Here is a 22,768-nt window from a genome sequence, read left to right on the forward strand (position 1 = left end):
CGGCCCGCTTCGCGGCGGCCGGCCTCACAGCGACAACTCGGACGACGCCGGCTCGAGCGCCGCCCGCGGCAGCTTCGCGCGACGCTCGGGCGGCAGCGCCTGCAGCGCGCGGCGCCCGCGCAGGCCGAGGAAATATTCGCGGATGAACGGATGGTCAACGCCCGCGGCCTCCTCGACCGGCGCATTGACGAGCACTTTCCGATCGGCGAGCACGGCCACGCGCGTCGACAGCGCGACCATCGTGTCGAGATCGTGCGTGATCATTACGACCGTCAGACCGAGCGCGCGATGCAGCCCCGAGATCAGCTCGACGAATTCGTCGGATGCCTGCGGGTCGAGGCCGGCGGTCGGTTCGTCGAGGAACAGCAGTTCGGGTTCCAGCGCGATCGCGCGCGCGATGCCAACCCGCTTGATCATGCCGCCCGACAGCGCCGACGGCATCTTCGACGCGTGCTTGCACGGCAGCCCGACCATTTCGAGCTTCAGCATCACGATGTCGCGCAGCAGGTCTTCGGGCACCTTGCCGAGCTCGCGCACCGGTTGCGCGACGTTGTCGAACACGGACAGCGACGAGAACAGCGCGCCGCGCTGGAACAGCATGCCGGAGCGGCTGCGCATCAGCAGCGCGGTCTCGGGCGAGATCGTGGCGAGATCTTCGCCGAACAGCTTGATCGTGCCCCGCGACGGCCGCTCCAGGCCGAGAATCTGCCGCACCAGCGTGGTCTTGCCGGAGCCCGAGCCGCCGACGATCGACACGATCTCGCCGCGCCGCACGTCGAGGCTCAGATGCTGATGCACGATGTTGCGGCCGTAGCGCTTGGTGATGTCGATCACCTCGATCACCGGCTCGGCGATCGACGGTACGGGTTGGCCGCGTACGGCTTCGGTTAGTGGCGCGATCATCCGAGCCCCACGTTCTGAAAGAGGATTGCGAACACCGCGTCCGCGAGAATCACGATGGTGATCGATGTGACCACCGAGGTCGTCGTGCCTTCGCCGAGACTCTGCGAATTGGCCTTGATACGGAAGCCGAAATGACAGCCGGCGATCGCGATCAGCATGCCGAACACCGCGCCCTTGCCAAGCCCGATCCACAGGTTAGCGATCGGCACGACGACGGGCAGTTGCCGCGCGAAGAAGCTCATGTCGATGCCGAGCACGAGCTTCGCGGCGAGCGCACCGCCCGTCAACGAGATCACGTTGGTCCACATCACGAGCAGCGGCATCGCGACGGCCAGTGCGATCACGCGCGGCAGGATCAGCCGCAAGCCGTGCGGGATGCCCATCACGCGCATCGCGTCGAGTTCCTCGGTCACGCGCATCACGCCGATCTGCGCGGTGATCGCCGAGCCCGAGCGGCCCGCCACCAGAATCGCCGACAGCACCGGACCGAGTTCGCGAATCACCGCGAGGCCGAGAATATTGACGATGAACTGGTTCGCGCCAAAGATGCGCAATTGCTGTGCCGACAGATAGCTCAACACGATGCCGATCAGGAACGCGACGAGCGCGGTGATCGGCAGCGCGCGGGCGCCGGCGTTGTAGATGTTCGCGGAGATTTCGGTCCACGGCGTGAGTTTCGGCTTGCGCAGGATCGCCAGCAGATCGAGCACGAAACGCCCGAGCATCGCGACGCCGCCCTGCATGTGCTCGACGAACGAGAAGATGCCAAGGCCGAGACGCGTGAAGGGATCGAAGCGCGTTACCGGTTCGGCGCTCTCGCGCACCGTGTCGAGCAGCGCGATGCGCTCGAAGATGTCCCGCTGCGTGTCCGTGAGCGCGGTGCCCGGCGGCAATTTGCGGCCCCATACGCGCCACAGCGCCTGGCCGCCGACGTGGTCCATGCTGTCGACGCGCGACAGGTCCCACCCGCCGATGCCCTGTGCACCGGTCAGCGAACGCAGTTGCGGAATCACGTGCCCGGTGTCGCGATCGCGCGCGAGCGCGAGCGCCGTCCACTGGCCCGAGAGACGGACGATCTTGCCTTGGCTGCCGGCCGCGACTTCAAGGCCGGGCGGAGTGTCGTAGTTCAAGGATCGCGTGAATCTGGTTATCGGATTAGCGGCCATTGTAGCGAAGGCTCGGCCGCCGGTCCGCCAGGATGTGCATCGGTCCGCGTCGCTTCCTCGGCGGTCCGCATTCGAGTCCCGGGAGGGTTTGCTGTGGCTACAATACGAGGCATGAATGCCTCCAAGACTCCCGCCTCTCCGCCCGCTGCGACAAGTGCGGCCGCGGCCTCGTCGTCGGCATCGGCCGACTGGCGCATCGATCGCGAGCGCGCGGTCAAACTGTTCGGCGCGCATGCGCATGACTGGCCGATCGAAATCGTCGAAGAAACCGGTTCGACCAACGCCGATCTGATGGCCCACATGAAAGCACTACCGCGACACGCGAACGCGCTGCCGCGGCCGATCGTGCGCGTCGCGTATCTGCAGACCGCCGGGCGCGGCCGTCGTGGCCGGCCGTGGTACGCGGAGCCAGGCAACGCGCTGCTGTTTTCCGTCGCGTGCGTGTTGCCGCGCCCGCTCGAAGGGCTCGCGGGCTTGAGCCTCGCGGTGGGCGTCGCGCTCGTCGACGGGCTGCGTTCGCTGCCGGTCGCGGGTCCCGGACAGATAGCGCTGAAGTGGCCGAACGACGTGCTGCTCGAAGGCGACAAGCTCGCCGGCATCCTGATCGAAACCGCGTGGAGCACCGACGACGCGAGTGCGGTCGTGATCGGCATCGGCACCAACGTGAAGGGCGCCGACGAACTCGCGGCGAAGGTCGGCGCGCTGAACGCCGAGGTACCGCCGCAGGCGCGCGGCACCGTGCCGACCGCGTTGCAGCGCGCGCTGCCGAACGCGAATCTGACCGATACGCTGGCCGCCGAATTGAACGCGCTCGAACCGATGCTGCAGCGGTTCGGCGCCGAAGGCTTCGCACCGTTCCAGACTCGCTGGAACGGCGTGCATGCATACGCGGGCCGCGAGGTGGTGCTGCTCGAGCATGGTCAAGAACTCGCGCGTGGGGTGGCGGCGGGCGTCGACGAACGCGGCCAGTTGCTGCTCGATACGGCCGAAGGGCGCCAGAGCATCGCAACCGGCGACGTGTCGCTGCGCCTCGCCGACGGTGCGGCATGACGCGGCGCGCGCCTTATCTGCTGATCGACTCGGGCAATAGCCGGATCAAGTGGGCGCTGGTGCAGCCGGACGGGACGCAGTTGGCGAGCGGTGCGCTCGCGCATCACGACGTTGCCGGACCACGCGCGCAGCCTGCTTCGCAAACTGGTTGGGCTGACTTGCCGGCGCCATGCGGCGCGTGGCTCTCCAACGTCGCGGGCGCGCAGATCGCGGCGCACCTCGCCGCGCTCGTCGAAGCGCGCTGGCCGCAACTGCCGCTCACGACGGTCCGCGCCAGCGCTCAGCAATGCGGCGTGACCAATTGCTATTCGACACCGCACTCGCTCGGTAGCGACCGCTGGTGCGGCATGATCGGCGCGCACGCGGCCTTTCCCGGCGAACATCTGCTGCTCGCGACCTTCGGCACCGCGACGACGCTCGAGGCGTTGCGCGCGGACGGCGCGTTTATCGGCGGATTGATTGCGCCCGGCTGGTCGCTGATGATGCGCTCGCTTGGTGAGCACACCGCGCAACTGCCGACGCTCGACGCCGCGCACGCGCGTGGTCTGCTCGATGGCGCCGATACGGCCGACGCGGCCCGTCGCGGTCCGTTCTTCGCGACGGATACGCCGCGCTCGCTGTCGTCGGGCTGCACACTGGCGCAGGCCGGATTGATCGAGCGGATGTGGCGGGATCTGCAGGATGAGTGGCAGTTGCCGGTGCGTCTCGTGGTCAGCGGCGGCGCCGCCGACGAAGTGGCGAGCGCGCTGAAGGTGCCGCATACTCGCCACGATTCGCTGGTACTGTCGGGGCTCGCGCTGATCGCCGCCGAGGATACGGCGCGCGAAGGCGGCTGATTGCCTGCCGGACGGGTGCGGCCATGTTTCGCTCTCGGACCCGGCGCTCCACTTCTTTCTGGATTGGAAATACCCACAATGCTTCGCTGGCCGATCGCCATTCTGATTTTTGTCAACGTGTTGGCTTTCGTCGCGCTGCGTGGCGCCTTCGGCCCGATACCCACCGCAAGCGGACGCGAGCCGGGTCATCTGAACCGCCAGATTCATCCGAACTGGCTGAAGGTGCGCCCGGTCAGCGCCGCCGATGCGGCCGACCAGGCAGTGGTCGGCGGACCGGCGCCGCAGGCGCCGATTTCAACATCGGAGTTGCCGCAGTAATCAGGTGAGCGACGCGGTCAGTTAGAGGTTCGGCATTGCGCCGTGCGTTCGCGGGGCAATGCGCGGCATCAACCCTGTGTGCGCACCTTCTTCAACAGCGCAGTGGTCGAGCGATCGTGCTCGAACGCAATCGCGAGCGCCTTGCCGCCCCAACCGCGCACTAGCGCCGATTCGGGCAGCGCGTCCATGTCGTAGTCGCCACCTTTCACCAGCACGTCCGGGCGCAGCGCGGAAATCAGCTCGACCGGCGTTTTCTCGCCAAAGCCCACCACGTAGTCGACACTTTCCAGCGCCGCGAGCAAGGCCATGCGGTCGGCCTCGTTGTTGATCGGCCGGTCGTCGCCTTTGCCGAGCATCCGCACCGATGCGTCGCTATTCACACCGACGATCAGACACGCGCCCAACGCCTTCGCGTCGGCCAGATAGGTCACGTGACCGCGATGCAGGATGTCGAACACGCCGTTCGTAAATACGACGGGCGCGCGCAGCGAAGGACGCAGCTTCACCAGGGCATCGCGCGTCAGAATCTTGCGTTCAAAGATGGCGGTCATCGCACGGTCACAGAGTTGGGGAGTTACGGAGTTGCGGGAAGAGCAATGCCGGGTGCCGCCACGATACACGCTGGGCGGCTCAAAGGAAAACGGTCCGGCAAGCTCACGCTTGCCGGACCGCCATTTGAACGGTGCTGAAACCGCCCGAGCCGTTACGCCGGTTGCTGCTGCGCCGGGCTTTGTTCGGCCGCTTGCAGACGCGCGACCACTTCCTTGCGATAACGGTTCAGTTCCTGCGCGGTGGTGAACGTGCGTTCGAACAGCAGCGACAGGTTGTGCAGAATGCGCTCGACAACCTTCTTTTCCCAACCGTCGTCGAAACGGATCTGCTCGTCGAGCCAGCGCTCGAGCCATTCCGGATCCGGCAGACGCGACTGGATCGTGTCGCGCGGGAACAGCGCCTGGTTCACGTGCAGGTTGGTGGGGTGCAGCGGCTTTTCGGTGCGACGCGCCGACGCCATCAGCACGCCGATCTTCGCGAATGCGGCACGCGCGATGTCGCCGGTTTGCGCCATGGCCTTCTTCATGTAGCGCAGATACGCGCCGCCGTGGCGCGCTTCGTCGCGCGAGATGGTTTCGTAGATGTGCTTGATGACCGGTTCGGTGTGCCATTCGGCAGCGCGGCGATACCAGTGATTCAGGCGGATTTCGCCGCAAAAGTGCAGCATCAGCGTTTCGAGCGGGGGCGCGGGATCGAACTCGAAGCGCACCGCGTGCAGTTCCTCTTCGGTCGGGACCAGTTCCGGCTTGAAGCGGCGCAGGTATTCCATCAGCACCAGCGAGTGTTTCTGCTCCTCGAAGAACCACACGCTCATGAATGCGGAGAAATCGCTGTCGTGATGATTGTCACGCAGAAACATTTCCGTGGCGGGTAACGCCGACCATTCGGTGATCGCGTTCATCTTGATCGTCGCGGCCTGTTCGTCGGTCAACAGCGATGCATCGAATTTGTCCCAGGGAATGTCCTTCTCCATGTCCCATCGAACGGATTCGAGCGATTTATAAAGTTCCGGATAAAGCATGGTGTTCATAGTCCCACCCCTGTTCTGCACATACTGTGTGTGTCTGTTGCTGCTACGTGTAGCCGTTTTTACCTGCGACGAACGGACATGCCGTTTATCGGCCAAGCATTCAATTTTACGCGTTAACCGGCCGCCCAGAAGCATCGGGCAGCAAAGAAGTCCGGGCTGTTGTATTGGCGCCTGGAGCGTGAATCGGGCGCCGCGGCCAACCGTGGGTGAGGAATACCCTTTGCCTGAGGTCGAGCCAGTCCGGGTCGACAACCGCACCGTCCAGCCCTGCACCGGTAGCGCCGGCGGCGAATGACGAGAGGGCGGTGGGATTGGTTGTTTTCGGCGCAAGCCCCAAAGCCAGATCAAGCTTACACAATGATAGCACGCGCCTCCGGCCAAACCCGTGACAGAAGCGGTGCGAGCGCGCTATGGCATTGACTTCTCTCAATAAAGTCGGCAATTCGCGCGGGAAGAAATCGCCGGCGTTGGCATACGGCAAAAACGTAGGCGACGGGTTGTCTTTGGCATGGGGCACTGATTCGCGGCGGCCAGAAGGTGGAAGTGCGGACCTGACCGCCGCTGCTTCTGATATTGCTTGCGCAGTCGCACCGAGCGCGAGCGTGCTGCCCGCACCGCCCCGCTCACGTCGACTTTTTCGGCGTTGCCGCGCTCCTGCCCTCGCCGGACGCGCGTTTGGCCGATGTCGCGGCGCGCTTCGCGGCCGGCCGCTTGGCGGCCGGCTTCGCGCTTTGCGCACCGGCGCCGGACGGATCGCCGCCCGACGGATCGCCGCCCGACGCATCCGCAGCCTTCGACGACTCCGCCTTGCCCTGCGTGCCTCCACCCGCCGCCGCGACTGCGACGGACGGCTGCGTCATCGCGAACTGCGCGATCTGGTTGAACTGCGATTGCAGAAGATTCCACCATGCGGATGCATCGAAAGCGGGTGCCGCCGGCGCTTGCTCTTCGTCGCTGTCTGCTGGAGGGGCGCTTTCGGGGGCTGGCTCAGCGGGCCTCGTCCAGCTCGGCGCCGGCGCGGGGCTCGGGGCGCGGCTCGGCGCGTCAGTCGCGGCCGCACCCGTTGCAGCAGCCGCCGCCTGCGACATCGAGGTCTGCGCGAACGCGCCGAACGCGCGCAGCGTCGCGAGCGTCGCGCGCTGCACTTCCAGCGCCTGGATCGCCGACTGCAGCATGCTCAGATTCAGCTTCAGCCATTGCTCGACCGCGCGCATGTCGGTGATGCGCTTGTCGAGCTCCTCGACGCTCGTGAGCGGCGCCATCATGTCGGACATCATCGACAGCGACGGACTCGTGCCGCCCCCCGGCTGCGCGCCCGTCATGGCGGCGCCGAACGGCGACAGCCGAATCATGCTCCACATCCGATCGAGCATTTCAGCGGGCGGAAAACCGGGAAAGCCGGGAAAGGGCGGCGCGGAGCCAGTGGTGTCGGTCATGGTTGTCGCCTCGGTACTGGATGACAGGTAGAGCGCGCGATGCGGCGCGCGTTGATTCGATCATACCGTTTGGGGTATGACATCACGATGGTTCGCCGTGACGCGGACGGCCCGCGCCAAAATCCGGCGCGCGCCGCTCGCGCAACGAGCTCAAGCCCTCGCGCACATCGGGCCCCGCGAAGCCCATGAACTCCAGCGCGAGCGATGTATCGAACGCCGGCCCCGCCGTGCGCAGCCAGTTGTTCAGCGCGTACTTGGTCCAGCGGATGGCGGTCTGCGACCCGTCGGCGAGCTTGCGCGCGACTTCGAACGCCTTCGGCAGCAGCGCGCTTTCGTCGACCGCGAGCGACACGAGCCCGATACGCTCCGCCTCCTCGCCGCTCACCGGCTCGCACAGCAGCAGGTAGTACTTCGCCTTCGCCATGCCGCACAAGAGCGGCCAGACGATCGCCGCATGATCGCCCGCGGCAACGCCGAGACGCGTATGCCCGTCGATGATGCGCGCCGTCTTCGCCGCGATCGAGATATCGGCGAGCAGCCCCGCGACGAGCCCCGCGCCGACCGCCGGCCCGTGCATCGCCGATACGATCGGCTTGCCGCAGTTGATCACGTTGTAGACAAGGTCGCGCGCTTCGCGCCACACCCGCGTGCGCACCTCGAAATCGTTCGCCATGTCCTCGACGAGCTGCAGATCGCCGCCTGCCGAAAAGCCCTTGCCCTCGCCGCGAATGATCGCGACGCGCGTGTCGGGATCTCGATCGATGTCGCGCCAGATTTCCGCGAGTTCGTAATGCATGCGTGCGTCCGCGGTCGCGAGGCCGCTCTTGTTCGCGCCCTCGCCGCTCATCACGACTTCGAGCACGCCGTGCGGATGACGCTGCAAACGCAGCGACTGGTAGTGCGCGTAGTACGCGTCGTTCGGTTGCGATGACTGAGTCATGGTGAGCGGTCCATAGGTGATTCGTTCAGTCGCGCGCGGAACGTCGCGACCCGTTCAATGCGGCTGATAAAGCCACTTGCCATTAGTGATTTCGACCATCACGCGCGCGCGCTGATCGAGCCCGAGATGATCGGCCGCGCTCATGTTGACGACGCCGTTGGTATCCGCGAGACCGCGGGTTCCTTCGAGCGCGTCGCGCAGCGCGCGGCGAAACGCCGGCGTGCCTGGCGCGCCGCTCTTCAACGCGAGCGGAATCGCGTGCTCGAGCAATGCGTCCGCGTCCGACGTGTACGAACCGAACGCCGACACGCTGCCCGCGCCGTGCTGCGCCTCAAACCGCGCGATGTATTCGAGCGCGAGGCGCCTGGCCGGATGGTCGGCCGGCAATTGCGCGGCGACCAGCACCGGGCTCGCGGGCAGGAACGTGCCGTTGCAATCGGCGCCGCACACACGCAGGAAGTCGTTATTGCCGACGCCGTGGTTGTGATAGATGACGCCCTTGTAGCCGCGCTCGCGCAGCGTTTTCGGCGGCAGCGCGGCAGGTGTGCCGGCCGCGCCGACCACCACCGCGTCGGGGTGAGTCGCGAGAATCTTCAGCACCTGGCCGGTCACGCTCGGATCGGTGCGATTGAAGCGTTCGCTCGCGACCACGTCGATGTGATGCAGTTGCGCGAATTTCGCGACCTCGGCGTAGAACGTCTCGCCGAGCGCGTCGGCCTGGCCGATGAACGCGATCGTCTTCACGCCGTGTCCGCTCGCATGCTCGGCGATCGCCGAGGCCATCATCGCGTCGGTCTGCGGCGTCTTGAAGACCCAGCGACGTTTTGCATCGACCGGTTCGATGATTTTCGCGGACGACGCGAGCGAGATCATCGGCGTTTCGCCCTCGGCGACCACGTCGATCATCGCGAGCGAATTCGGCGTGATCGACGAGCCGATGATCGCGTCGACATGATTTTCGCTGATGAGTTTCTTGGTGTCCTGCACGGCTTGGGTCGTGTCCGAGGCATCGTCGAGCACGATGTACTCGACGGTTTGCCCGCCGATCTGTTTCGGCAGCAGCGCGACCGTGTCGCGCGCGGGAATGCCGAGCGATGCGGCAGGCCCGGTCAGCGACAACACGAGACCGATCTTCACCTGCGCGAACGATGTCAGCGGCAACGCGCAGACGAGCGCGGCGCACAGCGTCGCGGCGCGCCGCGCGAAGCGCCGGCCGCGTTGATACGAGCCACGCGCGCTCGTGCGCGCTTGAACGAGTGACGCATCAGCGCGTCGATGTCCAGCTGCGGGGAAGTTCAATCGCGGCATGCTGTCTCCTCACGTCGGGGTTTTCGTTGTGATGTAGTGCCGATGTGCTACCGATGCGTCGCTGCACGCTATCTGACATTGGCGCCGTCCCAGCCGGCGCGCCAGTCAGTGTAGCCGCGCGCGCGGGCGGTGGCATCGGGCGAAACCCTTTCGCGCGTGCCGCCGCGTCAACGCATTGCCGCGTGAGCGCCGCGCTTCATTCGAGCGGCGCGATGCTCTGCTCAATCGCACCGAAAATCGACTTGCCCGCGTCGTCGAACATTTCGATCTTCACGGTGTCGCCGTACTTCATGAACTCCGTTTGCGGCGCGCCGTGCTCGATCGTTTCGAGGCAGCGCTTCTCCGCGATACAGCAGTAGCCGCGCTTCGCGTCCTTGTTCGACACCGTGCCCGAACCGACGATAGAACCAGCACGCAGATTGCGCGTCTTCGCCGCATGGGCGATCAGCTGACCGAAGTGAAACACCATATCGGTGCCCGCGTCGGGCTGGCCGACTTTCCTTCCGTTCCAGTGGACGATCATCGGCCGATGCACGCGGCCTTCGCGCCAATGCTCGCCGAGCTCGTCGGGCGTCACCGCGACCGGCGCGAACGACGTGGCCGGCTTGCTCTGGAAAAAGCCGAAGCCCTTCGCGAGTTCGGCTGGAATCAGCTGGCGCAATGACACGTCGTTGACGAGCGTCACCAGCCGCACGCCGCGCAACGCCTGCTCGGGCGTTGCGCCCATCGGCACGTCAGCGGTGATGACCGCGACTTCGGCCTCGAAGTCGATGCCGTACTGTTCCGATGCGCACACGATGTCATCGCGAGGGCCGATGAAGTCGTCGCTGCCGCCTTGGTACATCAGCGGGTCGGTCCAGAATTCGGGCGGCATTTCCGCGCCGCGTGCGCGCCGCACGAGTTCCACATGGTTCACGTACGATGAACCGTCGGCCCACTGGAACGCGCGCGGCAGTGGCGCCATGCACTCTTTGGCGTCGAACGAAAAGCTGTTGCGCGCGCGGCCCTGGTTCAGCGCATCGTAAAGGTCGTGCAGTTGCGGCGCGTAGAAGGCCCAGTCGTCGAGCACGCGCTGCAGCGTGGGCGCGATCGCGTCGGCGATGGCCGCCGTGTGCAGGTCGCGGGACACGACGATCAGTTGACCGTCGCGCGTGCCGTCCTTCAGCGAGGCAAGTTTCATAGAGCTGTGAACCGTGTGTTAGTGACGATGGAAGGAATCTATTCTACGATGGTGAATCGGCGCGGCCCAAGATGTGCGTGTTCGTCGTCGTTGTCACTGCCACCATCGCCGTTACGCGCCTTTTTCGATTACCGAACGCGCTGCCCGCGCCCTTTGCACATGTCCGCCAACGCCCGCTCCGGCACGATCCGCACCCGCACCGACCCCGCGTCCGCCGACGAACTGCTCGAACCCGCCGATGCCACCGACGCAACCGGCGCCGATGACGAAGCCGGCGAACCCGGCGAAGAAAAACTGCGCTCAGGCATCCAGTCGATCGAGGTCGGGTTCAGGCTGCTCGACGTGCTGACCCGCGAGCCGCGCGCGATGATGCTGCGCGATCTCGCGCAGCGCGCGGGCATGAGTCCGGCGAAGGCGCATCGCTATCTGGTCAGCTTTCTGCGTCTCGGCGTGGTCGCGCAGGACCCGCTGTCGGGCCGCTACGAACTCGGCGGCTTCGCGTTGCAGTTGGGGCTCGCGCGGCTCGCGCGGGTCGACGGCGTGAAGCTCGCGCGCATCGCGCTCGCCGAGTTGCGCGACCGGCTCGATCAGACGGTCGGCATCGCGGTGTGGGGTAATCAGGGGCCGACGATGGTGCACTGGATGGAGTCGAGCTATCCGGCCAAGGCATCGCTGAAACTCGGCGACGTGATGCCCTTGCTCAGTTCCGCGACCGGTCTGCTGTTCGCCGCCTACCTGCCATCCGGCAAGACCGACGCGATGATCGAGCGCGAGCTGGCCGACTCGCGGCGTTCGTCGCATAGCGGCGCGCCGCGCACCCGCGAAGACGTCGACAAGGTGCTCGCTGAAGTGCGCGAGCACGAGGCCGCGCGAGTCGAAGGCATGCTGCTGCCGACGATCCACGCGTTTTCGATGCCGGTGTTCGATTCGACCGGCGACCTCGCGCTCGCTCTCGTCGCGCTCGGCCATGAAGGCGCGTTCGATATCCGCTGGGGTGGCGAAATCGATACCGCGCTGCGCGAATGCGCGCGCAAGCTGTCGTACGAACTCGGCTATAGCGCGACACCGCGTAGCGACAACGGTTGATACGCGCCAGACCTTTCAAGCTCTCACCGATTCAAGCGCCGATGGATTTTGCTTCCGCCAGCCGCCGTCATGATCGCCTTCCCGCTTTGGGCAGCGGGCCGGGACGCGGCGCGCGCGCGGGGCGCTGGATCGCGGTGCTCGTGGCCGTGGCGGTCTTGCACTGGATCGCGGCGCAATGGTTCGAGCGCAATCGAATGGATCTGAATCCGGCAAATCGCGAGCATGTGCCGGTGCAGGTCGCGCTGCTGACGCCCGAGAGGGTCCAGCGTCAACCGGCGCCAAAACCGGCCGCGCCGGCACCGCACCCGCCCGCGCCTACACGCAAGCCCGCGGCGCGTGCGCCGCGCGAGCAGCATGTGCTGAGCGCGTTGCAGCCGGCCAAGCCGACCGAGCCGGCGGCCACGCCGGCATCGGAGGTCGCGGCAAGCGCGCCGCCCGCCGCCGCGAGCGCGAATGCGCCGGTCAATGCCAATGCCAGCGGCGCCGCCGCGAGCGCCGCTGGCGCGGCCAGCGCGCCGCAAGCGTCGCAGGGCCTGAAGTTTTCGGTGCCGCCGTCGGGCGAACTCGACTACGACACGTTCTACAACGGCGTGCGCAACGCGCCCGGCACGATCCATTGGGCGAGCAATGGGCAAGGCTACGAAATGGTCGTATCGGTGCCGCTGCCGTTCGTCGGCCCGTTCGTGTTTTCAAGCCACGGCGGGATCGATGCGTTTGGCCTCGCGCCGGCGCAGTACAGCGAAAAGCGTGGCCGTCGCGCGGAAGACATCGCGATTTTCAATCGCAGCGACAAGAAGATCGGCTTCACGCGCACGCCCGCCTCGTTGCCGTTGCCCGACGGCGCGCAGGACCGCTTCAGCGTCGTGATGCAGCTCGCGAGCCTCGTGCGCGGCGATCCTGACGCCTATAAGCCTGGCGTGACGCGACAGTTTTTCGTCGTCGATTCCGATAGCGGCGAGAACTGGCCGATCGAGACGATCGGCGACGAAACGATCCGCGCCGCGCAGGGCTATCTGCAGACGCGTCATTTCAAACGTCTGCCGCGGCACGATGGCGACCAGCGCCGTATCGACGTGTGGCTTGCGCCGTCGCTCGGCTGGCTGCCTGCGCGCATTCTGCAGACTGAGCCGAACGGTACCCAGTTCGAGCTGGTGTGGCGCGGCAAGCTGAATGTCGATGGGGCGCCGGCGGAGGATGCCATGCCCGCCGCTACCTCCGCCAAGAGCCCTGCAACGCCAGCGCCGTCGCCAGCCGACGCATCGGCAGTAACGCCCGAGCCCGCCCCCGCAGCACCGGTCGATTCAACCGCTCCAACAATCATCAAACCGTGACACTGGTCGTGACACAGTGTCACGAGCAGAACCGCCCGAGATCGGCGAAACTTACTTTGCAACACTGACTCGCACGTCAATGGAGCCTCCGTTTGCGCGAACGGGGCGACCCACCGCGCTTTTTCACTGCGTTTCCTTCAAAGGAGTCTGCATGCAAGTGAACATCAACGGTATCGACACACGCTATGTGCTGAGCAACGAAGGCGGCGGCCCGTGGCTCACGTTCATCCATCAGCTGGGCGGTGATCTTTCCATCTGGGATCAGATGGCCGGCTATTTCCGCGACGACTACACGGTGCTGCGCTACGACGTGCGCGGCCACGGCCACAGCGCGGTCGCGCGCGAGCCGTTCGGCATGCGCGATCTGGCCGACGATCTCGCCCAACTGCTCGATGCGCTCGGCGCGCCGACGACGCACCTGGTCGGCCTGTCGCTCGGCGGCATGATCGCGCAGCAATTCGCGCTCGACCATCCATCGCGTCTCGACACGCTGACGATCGCCGACAGCACCGGCGGCACGCCGCCCGAAAACCGCGAGTTGTGGAATCAGCGCGCCCACACCGCTCGCAGCGACGGCATGGAGGCGCTGCTACCGTCGACCATCGCGCGTTGGCTCACGCCCGACTTTCAGGCCCGGCATCCCGAAGCGGTCGAGCCGATCCGTGAGGCATTTGCGCGCACCCCGCCGGAAGGCTTCGCGATGGCGTGCGAGGCGCTGCGCGACTTCGACCTGCGCGGCAAACACGGCGCGATCCGCGTGCCTACGCTGACGGTGGCCGGACGTCACGATACGGGCACGCCCCCTGCTGCTACGCAGGCAATAGCGGAGGCGATCGAGGGCGCCCGCTTCGAGTTGCTGGATGCCGCGCATCTCGCGCCCGTCGAGCAATCTCACCGTTTTGCCGCGTTGCTTGAATCGTTTCTGGAGCGGCGAGTCTAACCGTCAGGTCCGGAGTTTTTTACTTGCGTCGTCCGGACCCACCCCTTGAATTCCATCCCCCACGCTCCACCTATGTTGCAGAAAAGGGCAGGAGCCCAACGGAAATAAGGAGTGTCGCCATGCAAATGATCTATAACAGCCCTAACTACTGTGTCGTCGAGTTTCCTCCGCAGGAAGGTCAGCTGGCCATGAAGTCGGGCGGCTACGAGATTGTCGACAAGAACATGCAGCGCGAAATCTACATCGACGGTGCAATGGCGGCGCGTTTTCGCGAGCATGTGCAAAAGCTGATCGAAGGCGAGCCGACGCTCGACGAGGTCGACGAATTCCTCGGTCAATTCGACAGCTTGATGCACCAACCCGTTGTTCTGCATTGACCGGAGGGGTTCAGCTGGCGCTCAGGCGACATCAACCGACCGTACCGCGCGGCTTTTGCGGCGGGTTCCATCTTGCGGTCGGCGGCAACGAAAACGGCCCGGCAGGCTTTGGCTTGCCGGGCTATTTTTTATTGCTTCGTTTGTTAGCGCGTTCTGAATTGCTGGCGCGACGCATTCCTATCGGTCGATTTTGCCGGCCGCGCCTCAGACCCGTCTCCCGCTCGCCGGGCGCATCCGCGCGGCAGCGGCTACAATGACAGGCTTTCCGCCAACGCCGGCGCAAGCCCTCGTCCGCCATGACCCAGCCTGCTCAATCCATCACGCCAGTCCGTTCCGAGCCCGCCTATACCCGCGGCGCAGCGCTGCCCGCGCTGCTGAACTCGCGCATCCTGATCCTGGACGGCGCGATGGGCACGATGATCCAGCGCTACAAGCTCGACGAAGCCAGCTATCGCGGCGAACGCTTCAAGGACTACGCGCGCGACATCAAGGGCAACAACGAACTGCTGTCGATCACCCAGCCGCAGATCATCTCGGAGATTCACGAGCAATATCTGGCGGCAGGCGCGGACATCATCGAGACCAACACGTTCGGTGCGACCACGGTCGCGCAGGCCGACTACGGCATGGAGTCGCTCGCCGTCGAGATGAACATCGAATCGGCGAAGCTCGCGCGCGCCGCGTGCGATAAATACGCGACCCCGGACAAGCCGCGCTTCGTCGCCGGCGCAATCGGCCCGACGCCGAAAACCGCCAGCATCTCGCCGGACGTCAACGATCCGGGCGCCCGCAATGTGACCTTCGACGAACTGCACGCCGCGTACTACGAGCAGGCGAAAGCGCTGCTCGACGGCGGCGCGGACCTGTTCCTCGTCGAAACGATCTTCGACACGCTGAACGCGAAGGCCGCGCTGTTCGCGCTCGACGAACTGTTCGAAAACACCGGCGAGCGTCTGCCGATCATGATCTCGGGCACCGTCACCGATGCCTCGGGCCGCATTCTGTCCGGCCAGACCGTCGAGGCCTTCTGGAATTCGCTGCGTCACGCGAAGCCGCTCACGTTCGGCCTGAACTGCGCGCTCGGCGCGGCGCTGATGCGCCCGTATATCGCCGAGCTCGCGAAGCTGTGCGACACCTACGTGTCGTGCTATCCGAACGCTGGTCTGCCGAACCCGATGAGCGACACCGGCTTCGACGAATTGCCCGCCGATACCTCGGGCCTGCTAAAGGAATTCGCCGAAGCGGGACTCGTGAACATCGCTGGCGGCTGCTGCGGCACGACGCCCGAGCACATCGCGGCGATCGCGAAGGCGCTCGCCGAGCTGAAGCCGCGCAAGTGGCCGAGCCAGTATCGCGACGCGGCCTGAGCCGGACTGACGCACTTCACCCCGAAGCCCAGCACGCCCCTTAACGCACGCACCCGACTCGCACATACGCCATGACCGATCACACCATGCGCCTTAGCGGCCTCGAGCCGTTCAACGTCACGTCCGGGACGCTCTTCATCAACGTTGGCGAACGCACCAACGTGACCGGCTCGAAAGCGTTCGCGCGAATGATCCTGAACAATCAGTTCGACGAGGCGTTGGCCGTCGCGCGCCAGCAGGTCGAGAACGGCGCGCAGGTCATCGACATCAACATGGACGAGGCGATGCTCGATTCGAAAGCGGCGATGGTGCGCTTCATGAATCTGATCGCGTCGGAGCCGGACATCGCGCGCGTGCCGATCATGATCGACTCGTCGAAGTGGGACGTGATCGAGGCGGGGCTCAAGTGCGTGCAGGGCAAGGCGATCGTCAATTCGATCTCGCTGAAGGAAGGCAAGGAGCAGTTCGTTCACCACGCGAAGCTGATTCGCCGCTACGGCGCGGCCAGCGTCGTGATGGCCTTCGACGAACAGGGCCAGGCCGATACGTTCGCGCGCAAGAAGGAAATCTGCCGGCGCTCGTACGAGATCCTCGTCAACGAAGTCGGCTTCCCGCCCGAAGACATCATCTTCGATCCGAACATCTTCGCGATCGCGACCGGCATCGAGGAACACAACAACTACGCAGTCGACTTCATCGAGGCGACGCGCTGGATCAAGCAGAACCTGCCGTACGCGAAGGTGAGCGGCGGCGTGTCGAACGTGTCGTTCTCGTTCCGCGGCAACGACCCGGTGCGCGAGGCGATTCACACCGTGTTCCTCTATCACGCGATCCAGGCGGGGATGGACATGGGCATCGTCAACGCGGGTCAGCTCGGCGTGTATGCCGAGCTCGATCCGGAACTGCGCGAGCGCGTCGAAGACGTCGTGCTGAATCGCCGCGAAGACGGTACCGACCGTCTGCTCGAAATCGCCGACAAGTTCAAGAGCGGCGCCGCGAAGAAGGAAGAGAACCTCGAGTGGCGCAACCAGCCGGTCGAAAAGCGTCTCGCGCACGCGCTCGTGAGCGGCATCACCACGTTCATCGTCGAAGACACCGAGGAAGTGCGCGCGAAGATCGCCGCCGAGGGCGGCCGTCCGATCAACGTGATCGAAGGCCCGCTGATGGACGGCATGAACATCGTCGGCGACCTGTTCGGCCAAGGCAAGATGTTCCTGCCGCAGGTCGTGAAGTCGGCGCGCGTGATGAAGCAGGCGGTCGCGCATCTGATCCCGTTCATCGAGGAAGAAAAGCGCCAACTCGCGGCGGCCGGCGGCGATGTGCGCGCGAAGGGCAAGATCATCATCGCGACCGTCAAGGGCGATGTGCACGACATCGGCAAGAACATCGTGTCGGTCGTGCTCCAGTGCAACAACTTCGAAGTGGTCAACATGGGCGTGATGGTCCCGTGCAACGAGATCCTCGCTAAGGCGAAGGTCGAGGGCGCGGACATCGTCGGGCTGTCGGGCCTAATTACGCCGAGTCTCGAAGAGATGGCCTACGTCGCGTCGGAAATGCAGCGCGACGACTACTTCCGCGTGAAGAAGATTCCGCTGCTGATCGGCGGCGCGACGACCTCGCGCGTGCACACCGCGGTGAAGATCGCGCCGCAGTACGATGGTCCGGTGGTCTACGTGCCGGACGCATCGCGCTCGGTGTCGGTCGCCTCGAGCCTGCTGTCCGACGAGGGCGCAGCAAAGTACATCGACGAATTGAACGCCGATTACAACCGCATCCGCGATCAGCACGCGAACAAAAAAGCGCAGCCGATGGTCACGCTCGCCGAAGCGCGCGCCAATAAGACGAAGATCGACTGGGCGGGCTATCAGCCGGTCAAGCCGAAGTTCATCGGCCGGCGCGTGTTCAAGAACTTCGATCTGAACGAACTCGCGAACTATATCGACTGGGGTCCGTTTTTCCAGACGTGGGATCTCGCCGGCCCGTATCCGGCGATCCTCAACGACGAGATCGTCGGCGAATCGGCGCGGCGCGTGTTCTCCGACGGCAAGTCGATGCTCGCGCGTCTGATCCAGGGCCGCTGGCTGCAGGCCAACGGCGTGATCACGCTGCTGCCGGCCAACACGGTGAACGACGACGACATCGAAATCTACACGGACGAATCGCGCACCGACGTCGCGCTCACCTGGCGCAATCTGCGTCAACAGAGCGTGCGGCCGGTGGTCGACGGGGTGATGCGACCGAACCGGTCGCTCGCCGACTTCATCGCGCCGAAGGACTCGGGCGTCGCCGACTACATCGGCATGTTCGCGGTGACGGCGGGTCTTGGCGTCGACGTCAAGGAGAAGCAGTTCGAGAAGGATCTCGATGACTACAGCGCGATCATGCTGAAGGCGCTCGCGGACCGGCTCGCCGAAGCGTTCGCCGAAGCGATGCACGCGCGTGTGCGGCGCGACCTGTGGGGCTACGCGAACAGCGAAAACCTGTCCAACGACGAACTGATCGCCGAAAAATACCGCGGCATCCGCCCGGCGCCGGGCTACCCGGCCTGCCCCGATCACCTCGTCAAGCGAGACATGTTCGAGGTGCTGCAGGCGAACGAAATCGGCATGAGCGTGACCGAATCGCTGGCGATGCTGCCGGCGGCGAGCGTGTCGGGCTTCTACCTCGCGCATCCGGACAGCACCTATTTCTCGGTCGGCAAGATCGGCGCGGATCAGCTCGACGACTATGCACAGCGGATGTCGCTCTCGAAAGCGGACGCCGAGCGCGCGTTGGCGCCGTTGCTTTGAGCGTGAAACGACGCGTGGTCCGGCCGTGCGGCCCGGGCCGCGCATGCGCGACTATATCGAGTCCGAAAGACTGAATATTTGGCGCCACGGCAATTTCGGCTTTGTAGACTGAGTCGACTTTCATCCCGTCAGGCGCGAGCACAACGCGCCGGCTCACCGAGATTGCAACCGTCAACGGAGAAAATCGTATGAAGAAGCTGACGCTGTTATTGACCGCTGTTTCACTGGCCGCGGGTGCTTCCGTGGCGCTCGCGCAACCCGCCGCGCCGGGCGGATCGAGCTCGGTCAGTTCCTACTCGCCCCCCACCGAGACGCATGTCAAAAAGGCGAAGAAGCAAAAGATGAAGAAGGGCGCGGCAGCGTCGGCGGCCTCCGAGAGCCAATGAGCGGCACGGCGGATAAAACCTTCTGAATGACAAAGAGCCCGCGTCGAGCGGGCTCTTTTCTTTGGTGCGCCACCAGAGCGCTTATGAAGACTTTCTGAGTCCGGGCCGCGGCGCTCGGAACCCGCCAGAAATCAGATCCCCCAAACGATATCCGCGTTTTCCTTCTGCGCCGCGCGCAGCATGTCGAGGAACGGATACGCGCGCTGCGCGAGACCGGGCGGAATCTCGTGACGATCGCGGCCGTCCTCGCCCTCGTGGAAATGACCCTCGTGCTCGGCGCGCTCCTGCTTGTCGGACGTGATCGCCGCTTCGAGTTTTTCGATGGCCGGGCCCAGTTCGTCGTGAGTAATGACGCCCCGCTGCCCAAGGCGTTTGCCGACAATGCCGACCAGATACTGCGCCAGATTCTCCAGCATCATCACGTCCGGGCAGGCGTGGCACTTGAAAGTAATCAGCATGACTGTTCCCTTTTTCGTTATGTCGGGTGAGCGCACGAGCGTCCCAAGGGCGGCAACTGCGCGCGCCTGACGTGGCGCCGGCAAGGCGCGGCGGCCACACCCCTCGCGGGCAACTCATTGAACATATTAGCACCTGCTAAAATCCGTCTGAACGGAAAAGCACGCCGCCCAGCGCCACGTACGGCGCGGCTCGACGAGCATCGCGCACGCGGGCAACCCGGGGGCGTCGAATCATCGGCCGCAATCCGCATACCGCGCGAGCCTGCGTAACGGCAAGCCGCCGTGCGGAGTCCACCGCGTTGCGCTGCTTGCGTTGCGAGTGGTCGCATCGCCTCGGGGATGCTCTGCCAGCGGCGCAGCCATCAGCGCCGCAAAGCGCGGCCGCGCTTCACGCTTGCGACACCGGCCGCGGCCGGCGCCTCTTCCGCCTTACCGGATTGCCTCACTGGACTTGCAACAAGCATGCTGCCCGCACATAAACACACACTCGAAACACTGCTCGCCGACACGGTGAAGCAGGTCGCGACCGCCACGCAAGGCGCGACCGAAGCCGCTTTCGTCTCGCCCGCCATCGCGCTGGAGCGCCCGAAAGTCGCCGCGCACGGCGACGTCGCGTGCAACGTCGCGATGCAGCTCGCCAAGCCGCTGCGCGCCAATCCGCGCCAGCTCGCGCAACAGATCGTCGATGCGCTGCTCGTCAATCCGCAGGCCAAAGGCCTGATCGAGACCGCCGAAGTGGCGGGTCCCGGCTTCATCAACCTGCGCCTCACGGCCGCGGCCAAGCAAGGCGCGATCGCCGCCGTGTTCGCCGAGAAGGACGCGTACGGCCGCTCGCGGCGCGACGCCGGCAAGCACGTGCTGATCGAGTTCGTGTCGGCCAACCCGACCGGCCCGTTGCACGTCGGCCACGGCCGCCAGGCCGCGCTCGGCGACGCGCTTGCGCACGTGCTCGAGTCGCAGGGCTGGGACGTGCATCGCGAGTTCTACTACAACGACGCCGGCGTCCAGATCCAAACGCTCGCGCTGTCGACTCAGGCACGCGCACGCGGCCTCGCCCCCGGCGACGAAGGCTGGCCCGCGTCGGCCTACAACGGCGAGTACATCGCCGACATCGCGAAGGACTATCTGAACGGCGTCACGGTCGAGGCGAGCGACGGCGAGCCCGTCACCGGCGCGCGCGACGTCGAGGACCTCGAGGCGATCCGCCGCTTCGCCGTCACGTATCTGCGTCGCGAGCAGGACATGGACCTGCAGGCGTTCGGCGTGAAGTTCGACCAGTACTATCTGGAATCGTCGCTTTACACGGAAGGCCGGGTCGAGAAAACCGTCGACGCGCTGATCGCCGCGGGCAAGACCTACGAGCAGGAAGGCGCGCTGTGGCTGCGCACCACCGACGACGGCGACGACAAGGACCGCGTGATGCGCAAGACCGACGGCACCTACACGTACTTCGTGCCGGACGTCGCCTATCACGTCGCGAAGTGGGAGCGCGGCTTCACCAAGGTCATCAACGTGCAGGGCTCGGATCACCACGGCACGATCGCGCGAGTGCGCGCCGGTCTGCAGGGTCTCGGCATCGGCATTCCGAAGGGCTACCCCGACTACATCCTGCACAAGATGGTCACGGTCATGCGCAACGGCGAAGAGGTGAAGATCTCCAAGCGCGCGGGCAGCTACGTGACGGTGCGCGACCTGATCGAATGGTCGGGCGGCGCGACGCCGGGCTCGGAAGCGGCCGTCGATCTGATCGACGAGGAAACCATCCGCCGCGGCCGCGATGCGGTGCGCTTTTTCCTGATCTCGCGCAAGGCGGACACCGAGTTCGTGTTCGACATCGACCTCGCGCTGAAGCAGAACGACGAGAATCCGGTGCACTACGTGCAGTATGCGCACGCGCGCATCTGCTCGGTGATCGCCGAATGCAACGCGCGCTACGGCTTCGACGAGAGCACGCTCGCGAGCGTAGATGTCGCGCCACTCACGAGCGAGCGCGCAATGGCGCTGCTCAACAAGCTCGCCGAATTCCCGGACATGCTGCAGCACGCCGCCGACGAGCTCGCGCCGCACGCGGTCGCGTTCTACTTGCGAGAACTCGCCGGCGAATTTCACTCGTTCTACAATGATCGTGCCGAGCGCGTGCTGGTCGACGATGCGGCCGAACGCAACGCTCGCGTCGCGCTGCTCGCGGCCACGCGCCAGGTGCTGGCCAACGGTCTCGCGACGATCGGCGTCTCCGCTCCCGTCAAGATGTAACTCCTCCAGCGTAATATGCGCGCGGCCGTCGCTATAATCGGCGGCCGTTCCTGGATTCTTTTTGCAGGTGATTCGTACGATGGCAAAACCACGCCGCACAACAAAGCAATCGAAGCAAACCGGGGGCACTTTTCTCGGCATCGTGCTGGGCCTGATCGTCGGCCTGGCGATCGCGGTGGTGGTGGCGCTGTATATCACCCGTGCGCCTACGCCGTTCGTGTCGAAGGTCGCGCCGCCGGCGCCGACCGACAACGGCGCGAGCCAGGCGCAATACGACCCGAACCGTCCGCTGCAAGGCAAGACGCCGGGTCAGCCGGTGCCGCAGGCCGCGCAACCGGCGCCGCCGAACACCGCGCCGGGTCAGACCAACGCGCAGACCCAGTCGGGCATGCTCGAAGAACCGCAGATCGTCGAAGTGCCGCCGTCGGGCGGCAATGCGAATAACAACGGCACGGCGGTCGCACCGAGCCCCGCGCAGGAAAACGGCACCGGCGGCATCGTCGCGCCCGCGCCGGCGAAGAAGCCGCAGACCTCGAGCGCGCCGGCCGCCACTGCGGCAGGCTCGGCGCCGAAGAGCCCGAGCACGACCACCCTGGCCAACGTCAAGCCTGGCTCGGCTGCCGCGCCCGCCCCCGCACCCGCACCGGGCGACGCGAACACCGGCTACTTCCTGCAGGTCGGCGCGTACAAGACCGCCGCCGATGCCGAACAGCAGCGCGCGCGCCTCGCGTTCCAGGGCTTCGAATCGAAGGTCACGCAGCGCGATGCCGGCGGCGTCACGTACTACCGCGTGCGCATCGGGCCGTTCTCGAAGTTCGAGGACATGAATTCGAGCCGTCAGCGTCTGTCGGACGCGGGTGTCGATACCGCCGTGATCCGCTTCACCAAACAATAAATAAACGGTAATGCCGGCTCGCGCGGCGCGTCGAACTATCGGCGCGACGCGCGAGTCACAAGCACGATGGCCGCTTCGACCTGTATTGTGGCGGGCGACCACACCGAATCCCACCAGCGGTGACGGGCCTTTCGCATGGCGTCGCCGCGCTACCGCCTTATCTGGGT

At 65.6% G+C, this 22,768-nt stretch carries 20 protein-coding genes and 1 pseudogene; 12 read left to right on the top strand and 9 right to left on the bottom strand.

Annotated elements, in window-relative coordinates; genetic code table 11:
- Positions 1 to 24: 24 nt before the first annotated feature.
- Positions 25 to 903 (bottom strand): ABC transporter ATP-binding protein, encoded by an 879-nt coding sequence (locus VSR82_RS14085; protein WP_368583340.1) that lies wholly within the window; start codon positions 901 to 903, stop codon positions 25 to 27.
- Complete coding sequence (locus VSR82_RS14090) at positions 900 to 2,033, bottom strand: MlaE family ABC transporter permease (RefSeq protein WP_368583339.1); 1,134 nt, start codon at positions 2,031 to 2,033, stop codon at positions 900 to 902. Before VSR82_RS14090 ends, VSR82_RS14085 begins: the two co-directional genes overlap by 4 nt.
- Positions 2,034 to 2,180: 147 nt before the next feature.
- On the opposite strand from VSR82_RS14090, the gene VSR82_RS14095 reads away from it, so the two are divergent.
- The 3 genes from VSR82_RS14095 to VSR82_RS14105 all read left to right on the top strand — a co-directional run bounded on the left by VSR82_RS14095 (position 2,181) and on the right by VSR82_RS14105 (position 4,273).
- Positions 2,181 to 3,119 (top strand): biotin--[acetyl-CoA-carboxylase] ligase, encoded by a 939-nt coding sequence (locus VSR82_RS14095; RefSeq protein WP_429461089.1) that lies wholly within the window; start codon positions 2,181 to 2,183, stop codon positions 3,117 to 3,119.
- Entirely contained in the window at positions 3,116 to 3,955 is an 840-nt protein-coding gene (locus VSR82_RS14100; RefSeq protein WP_429461091.1) for a type III pantothenate kinase, read from the top strand. The genes VSR82_RS14095 and VSR82_RS14100 overlap by 4 nt, the downstream gene beginning before the upstream one ends.
- Before the next feature lie 78 nt (positions 3,956 to 4,033).
- Positions 4,034 to 4,273 (top strand): hypothetical protein, encoded by a 240-nt coding sequence (locus VSR82_RS14105; protein WP_368583336.1) that lies wholly within the window; start codon positions 4,034 to 4,036, stop codon positions 4,271 to 4,273.
- Between the two features lie 68 nt (positions 4,274 to 4,341).
- Here the strand turns inward: VSR82_RS14105 and rfaE2 are convergent, their stop codons facing one another.
- From rfaE2 to VSR82_RS14135, 6 genes are all read right to left on the bottom strand, one after another.
- The gene (gene rfaE2, locus VSR82_RS14110; protein WP_152851779.1) at positions 4,342 to 4,824 is read right to left on the bottom strand and encodes a D-glycero-beta-D-manno-heptose 1-phosphate adenylyltransferase; all 483 of its coding nucleotides are present in this window, start codon (positions 4,822 to 4,824) and stop codon (positions 4,342 to 4,344) included.
- A 152-nt stretch (positions 4,825 to 4,976) separates the two neighbouring features.
- Positions 4,977 to 5,855 carry a ferritin family protein gene (locus tag VSR82_RS14115; RefSeq protein WP_013088232.1) on the bottom strand — a complete coding sequence of 293 codons (879 nt, stop codon included), beginning with the start codon at positions 5,853 to 5,855 and terminating at the stop codon, positions 4,977 to 4,979.
- A 623-nt stretch (positions 5,856 to 6,478) separates the two neighbouring features.
- Positions 6,479 to 7,291 carry a PhaM family polyhydroxyalkanoate granule multifunctional regulatory protein gene (locus tag VSR82_RS14120; protein ID WP_429461093.1) on the bottom strand — a complete coding sequence of 271 codons (813 nt, stop codon included), beginning with the start codon at positions 7,289 to 7,291 and terminating at the stop codon, positions 6,479 to 6,481.
- A gap of 82 nt (positions 7,292 to 7,373) precedes the next feature.
- On the bottom strand, positions 7,374 to 8,231 hold the full coding sequence (locus tag VSR82_RS14125) for an enoyl-CoA hydratase/isomerase family protein (protein ID WP_176122253.1): 858 nt from the start codon (positions 8,229 to 8,231) through the stop codon (positions 7,374 to 7,376).
- 54 nt (positions 8,232 to 8,285) lie between these two features.
- Entirely contained in the window at positions 8,286 to 9,539 is a 1,254-nt protein-coding gene (locus VSR82_RS14130; RefSeq protein WP_429461095.1) for an ABC transporter substrate-binding protein, read from the bottom strand.
- A gap of 196 nt (positions 9,540 to 9,735) precedes the next feature.
- The gene (locus VSR82_RS14135) at positions 9,736 to 10,719 is read right to left on the bottom strand and encodes a fumarylacetoacetate hydrolase family protein (RefSeq protein ID WP_429461097.1); all 984 of its coding nucleotides are present in this window, start codon (positions 10,717 to 10,719) and stop codon (positions 9,736 to 9,738) included.
- A 21-nt stretch (positions 10,720 to 10,740) separates the two neighbouring features.
- On the opposite strand from VSR82_RS14135, the gene VSR82_RS14140 reads away from it, so the two are divergent.
- From VSR82_RS14140 to VSR82_RS14170, 7 genes and pseudogenes are all read left to right on the top strand, one after another.
- Positions 10,741 to 11,805: an IclR family transcriptional regulator gene (locus VSR82_RS14140; RefSeq protein WP_429461946.1), complete on the top strand. Its 1,065-nt coding sequence runs from the start codon at positions 10,741 to 10,743 to the stop codon at positions 11,803 to 11,805.
- A gap of 41 nt (positions 11,806 to 11,846) precedes the next feature.
- The gene (locus VSR82_RS14145) at positions 11,847 to 13,136 is read left to right on the top strand and encodes a DUF3108 domain-containing protein (protein WP_429461099.1); all 1,290 of its coding nucleotides are present in this window, start codon (positions 11,847 to 11,849) and stop codon (positions 13,134 to 13,136) included.
- Between the two features lie 151 nt (positions 13,137 to 13,287).
- Complete coding sequence (locus tag VSR82_RS14150) at positions 13,288 to 14,076, top strand: alpha/beta fold hydrolase (RefSeq protein WP_429461101.1); 789 nt, start codon at positions 13,288 to 13,290, stop codon at positions 14,074 to 14,076.
- A 119-nt stretch (positions 14,077 to 14,195) separates the two neighbouring features.
- On the top strand, positions 14,196 to 14,453 hold the full coding sequence (locus tag VSR82_RS14155; RefSeq protein ID WP_013088223.1) for a BTH_I0359 family protein: 258 nt from the start codon (positions 14,196 to 14,198) through the stop codon (positions 14,451 to 14,453).
- 296 nt (positions 14,454 to 14,749) lie between these two features.
- Positions 14,750 to 15,820 (top strand): homocysteine S-methyltransferase family protein, encoded by a 1,071-nt coding sequence (locus VSR82_RS14160; RefSeq protein ID WP_176383760.1) that lies wholly within the window; start codon positions 14,750 to 14,752, stop codon positions 15,818 to 15,820.
- Positions 15,821 to 15,882: 62 nt separating this feature from the next.
- Positions 15,883 to 18,609, top strand: a pseudogene (gene metH, locus VSR82_RS14165) (methionine synthase); the annotation flags it as partial.
- A 188-nt stretch (positions 18,610 to 18,797) separates the two neighbouring features.
- On the top strand, positions 18,798 to 18,995 hold the full coding sequence (locus tag VSR82_RS14170) for an acid-shock protein (protein ID WP_368583330.1): 198 nt from the start codon (positions 18,798 to 18,800) through the stop codon (positions 18,993 to 18,995).
- A gap of 131 nt (positions 18,996 to 19,126) precedes the next feature.
- Here the strand turns inward: VSR82_RS14170 and VSR82_RS14175 are convergent, their stop codons facing one another.
- Positions 19,127 to 19,453, bottom strand: a complete 327-nt coding sequence (locus VSR82_RS14175; RefSeq protein WP_013088219.1) for a DUF1840 domain-containing protein — start codon at positions 19,451 to 19,453, stop codon at positions 19,127 to 19,129.
- Between the two features lie 462 nt (positions 19,454 to 19,915).
- Here VSR82_RS14175 and argS point away from each other — a divergent pair, with 462 nt between their 5' ends.
- A complete protein-coding gene (gene argS / locus VSR82_RS14180) occupies positions 19,916 to 21,706 on the top strand; it encodes an arginine--tRNA ligase (protein WP_410848230.1) in 1,791 nt (596 codons plus the stop codon).
- Between the two features lie 79 nt (positions 21,707 to 21,785).
- Positions 21,786 to 22,601 (top strand): SPOR domain-containing protein, encoded by an 816-nt coding sequence (locus VSR82_RS14185; protein ID WP_368583328.1) that lies wholly within the window; start codon positions 21,786 to 21,788, stop codon positions 22,599 to 22,601.
- Positions 22,602 to 22,768: the final 167 nt, after the last annotated feature.

Origin of the sequence: Burkholderia sp. JPY481, from assembly GCF_038900515.1 — a bacterium.
GTDB classification, from domain to species: Bacteria; Pseudomonadota; Gammaproteobacteria; order Burkholderiales; family Burkholderiaceae; genus Paraburkholderia; species Paraburkholderia youngii.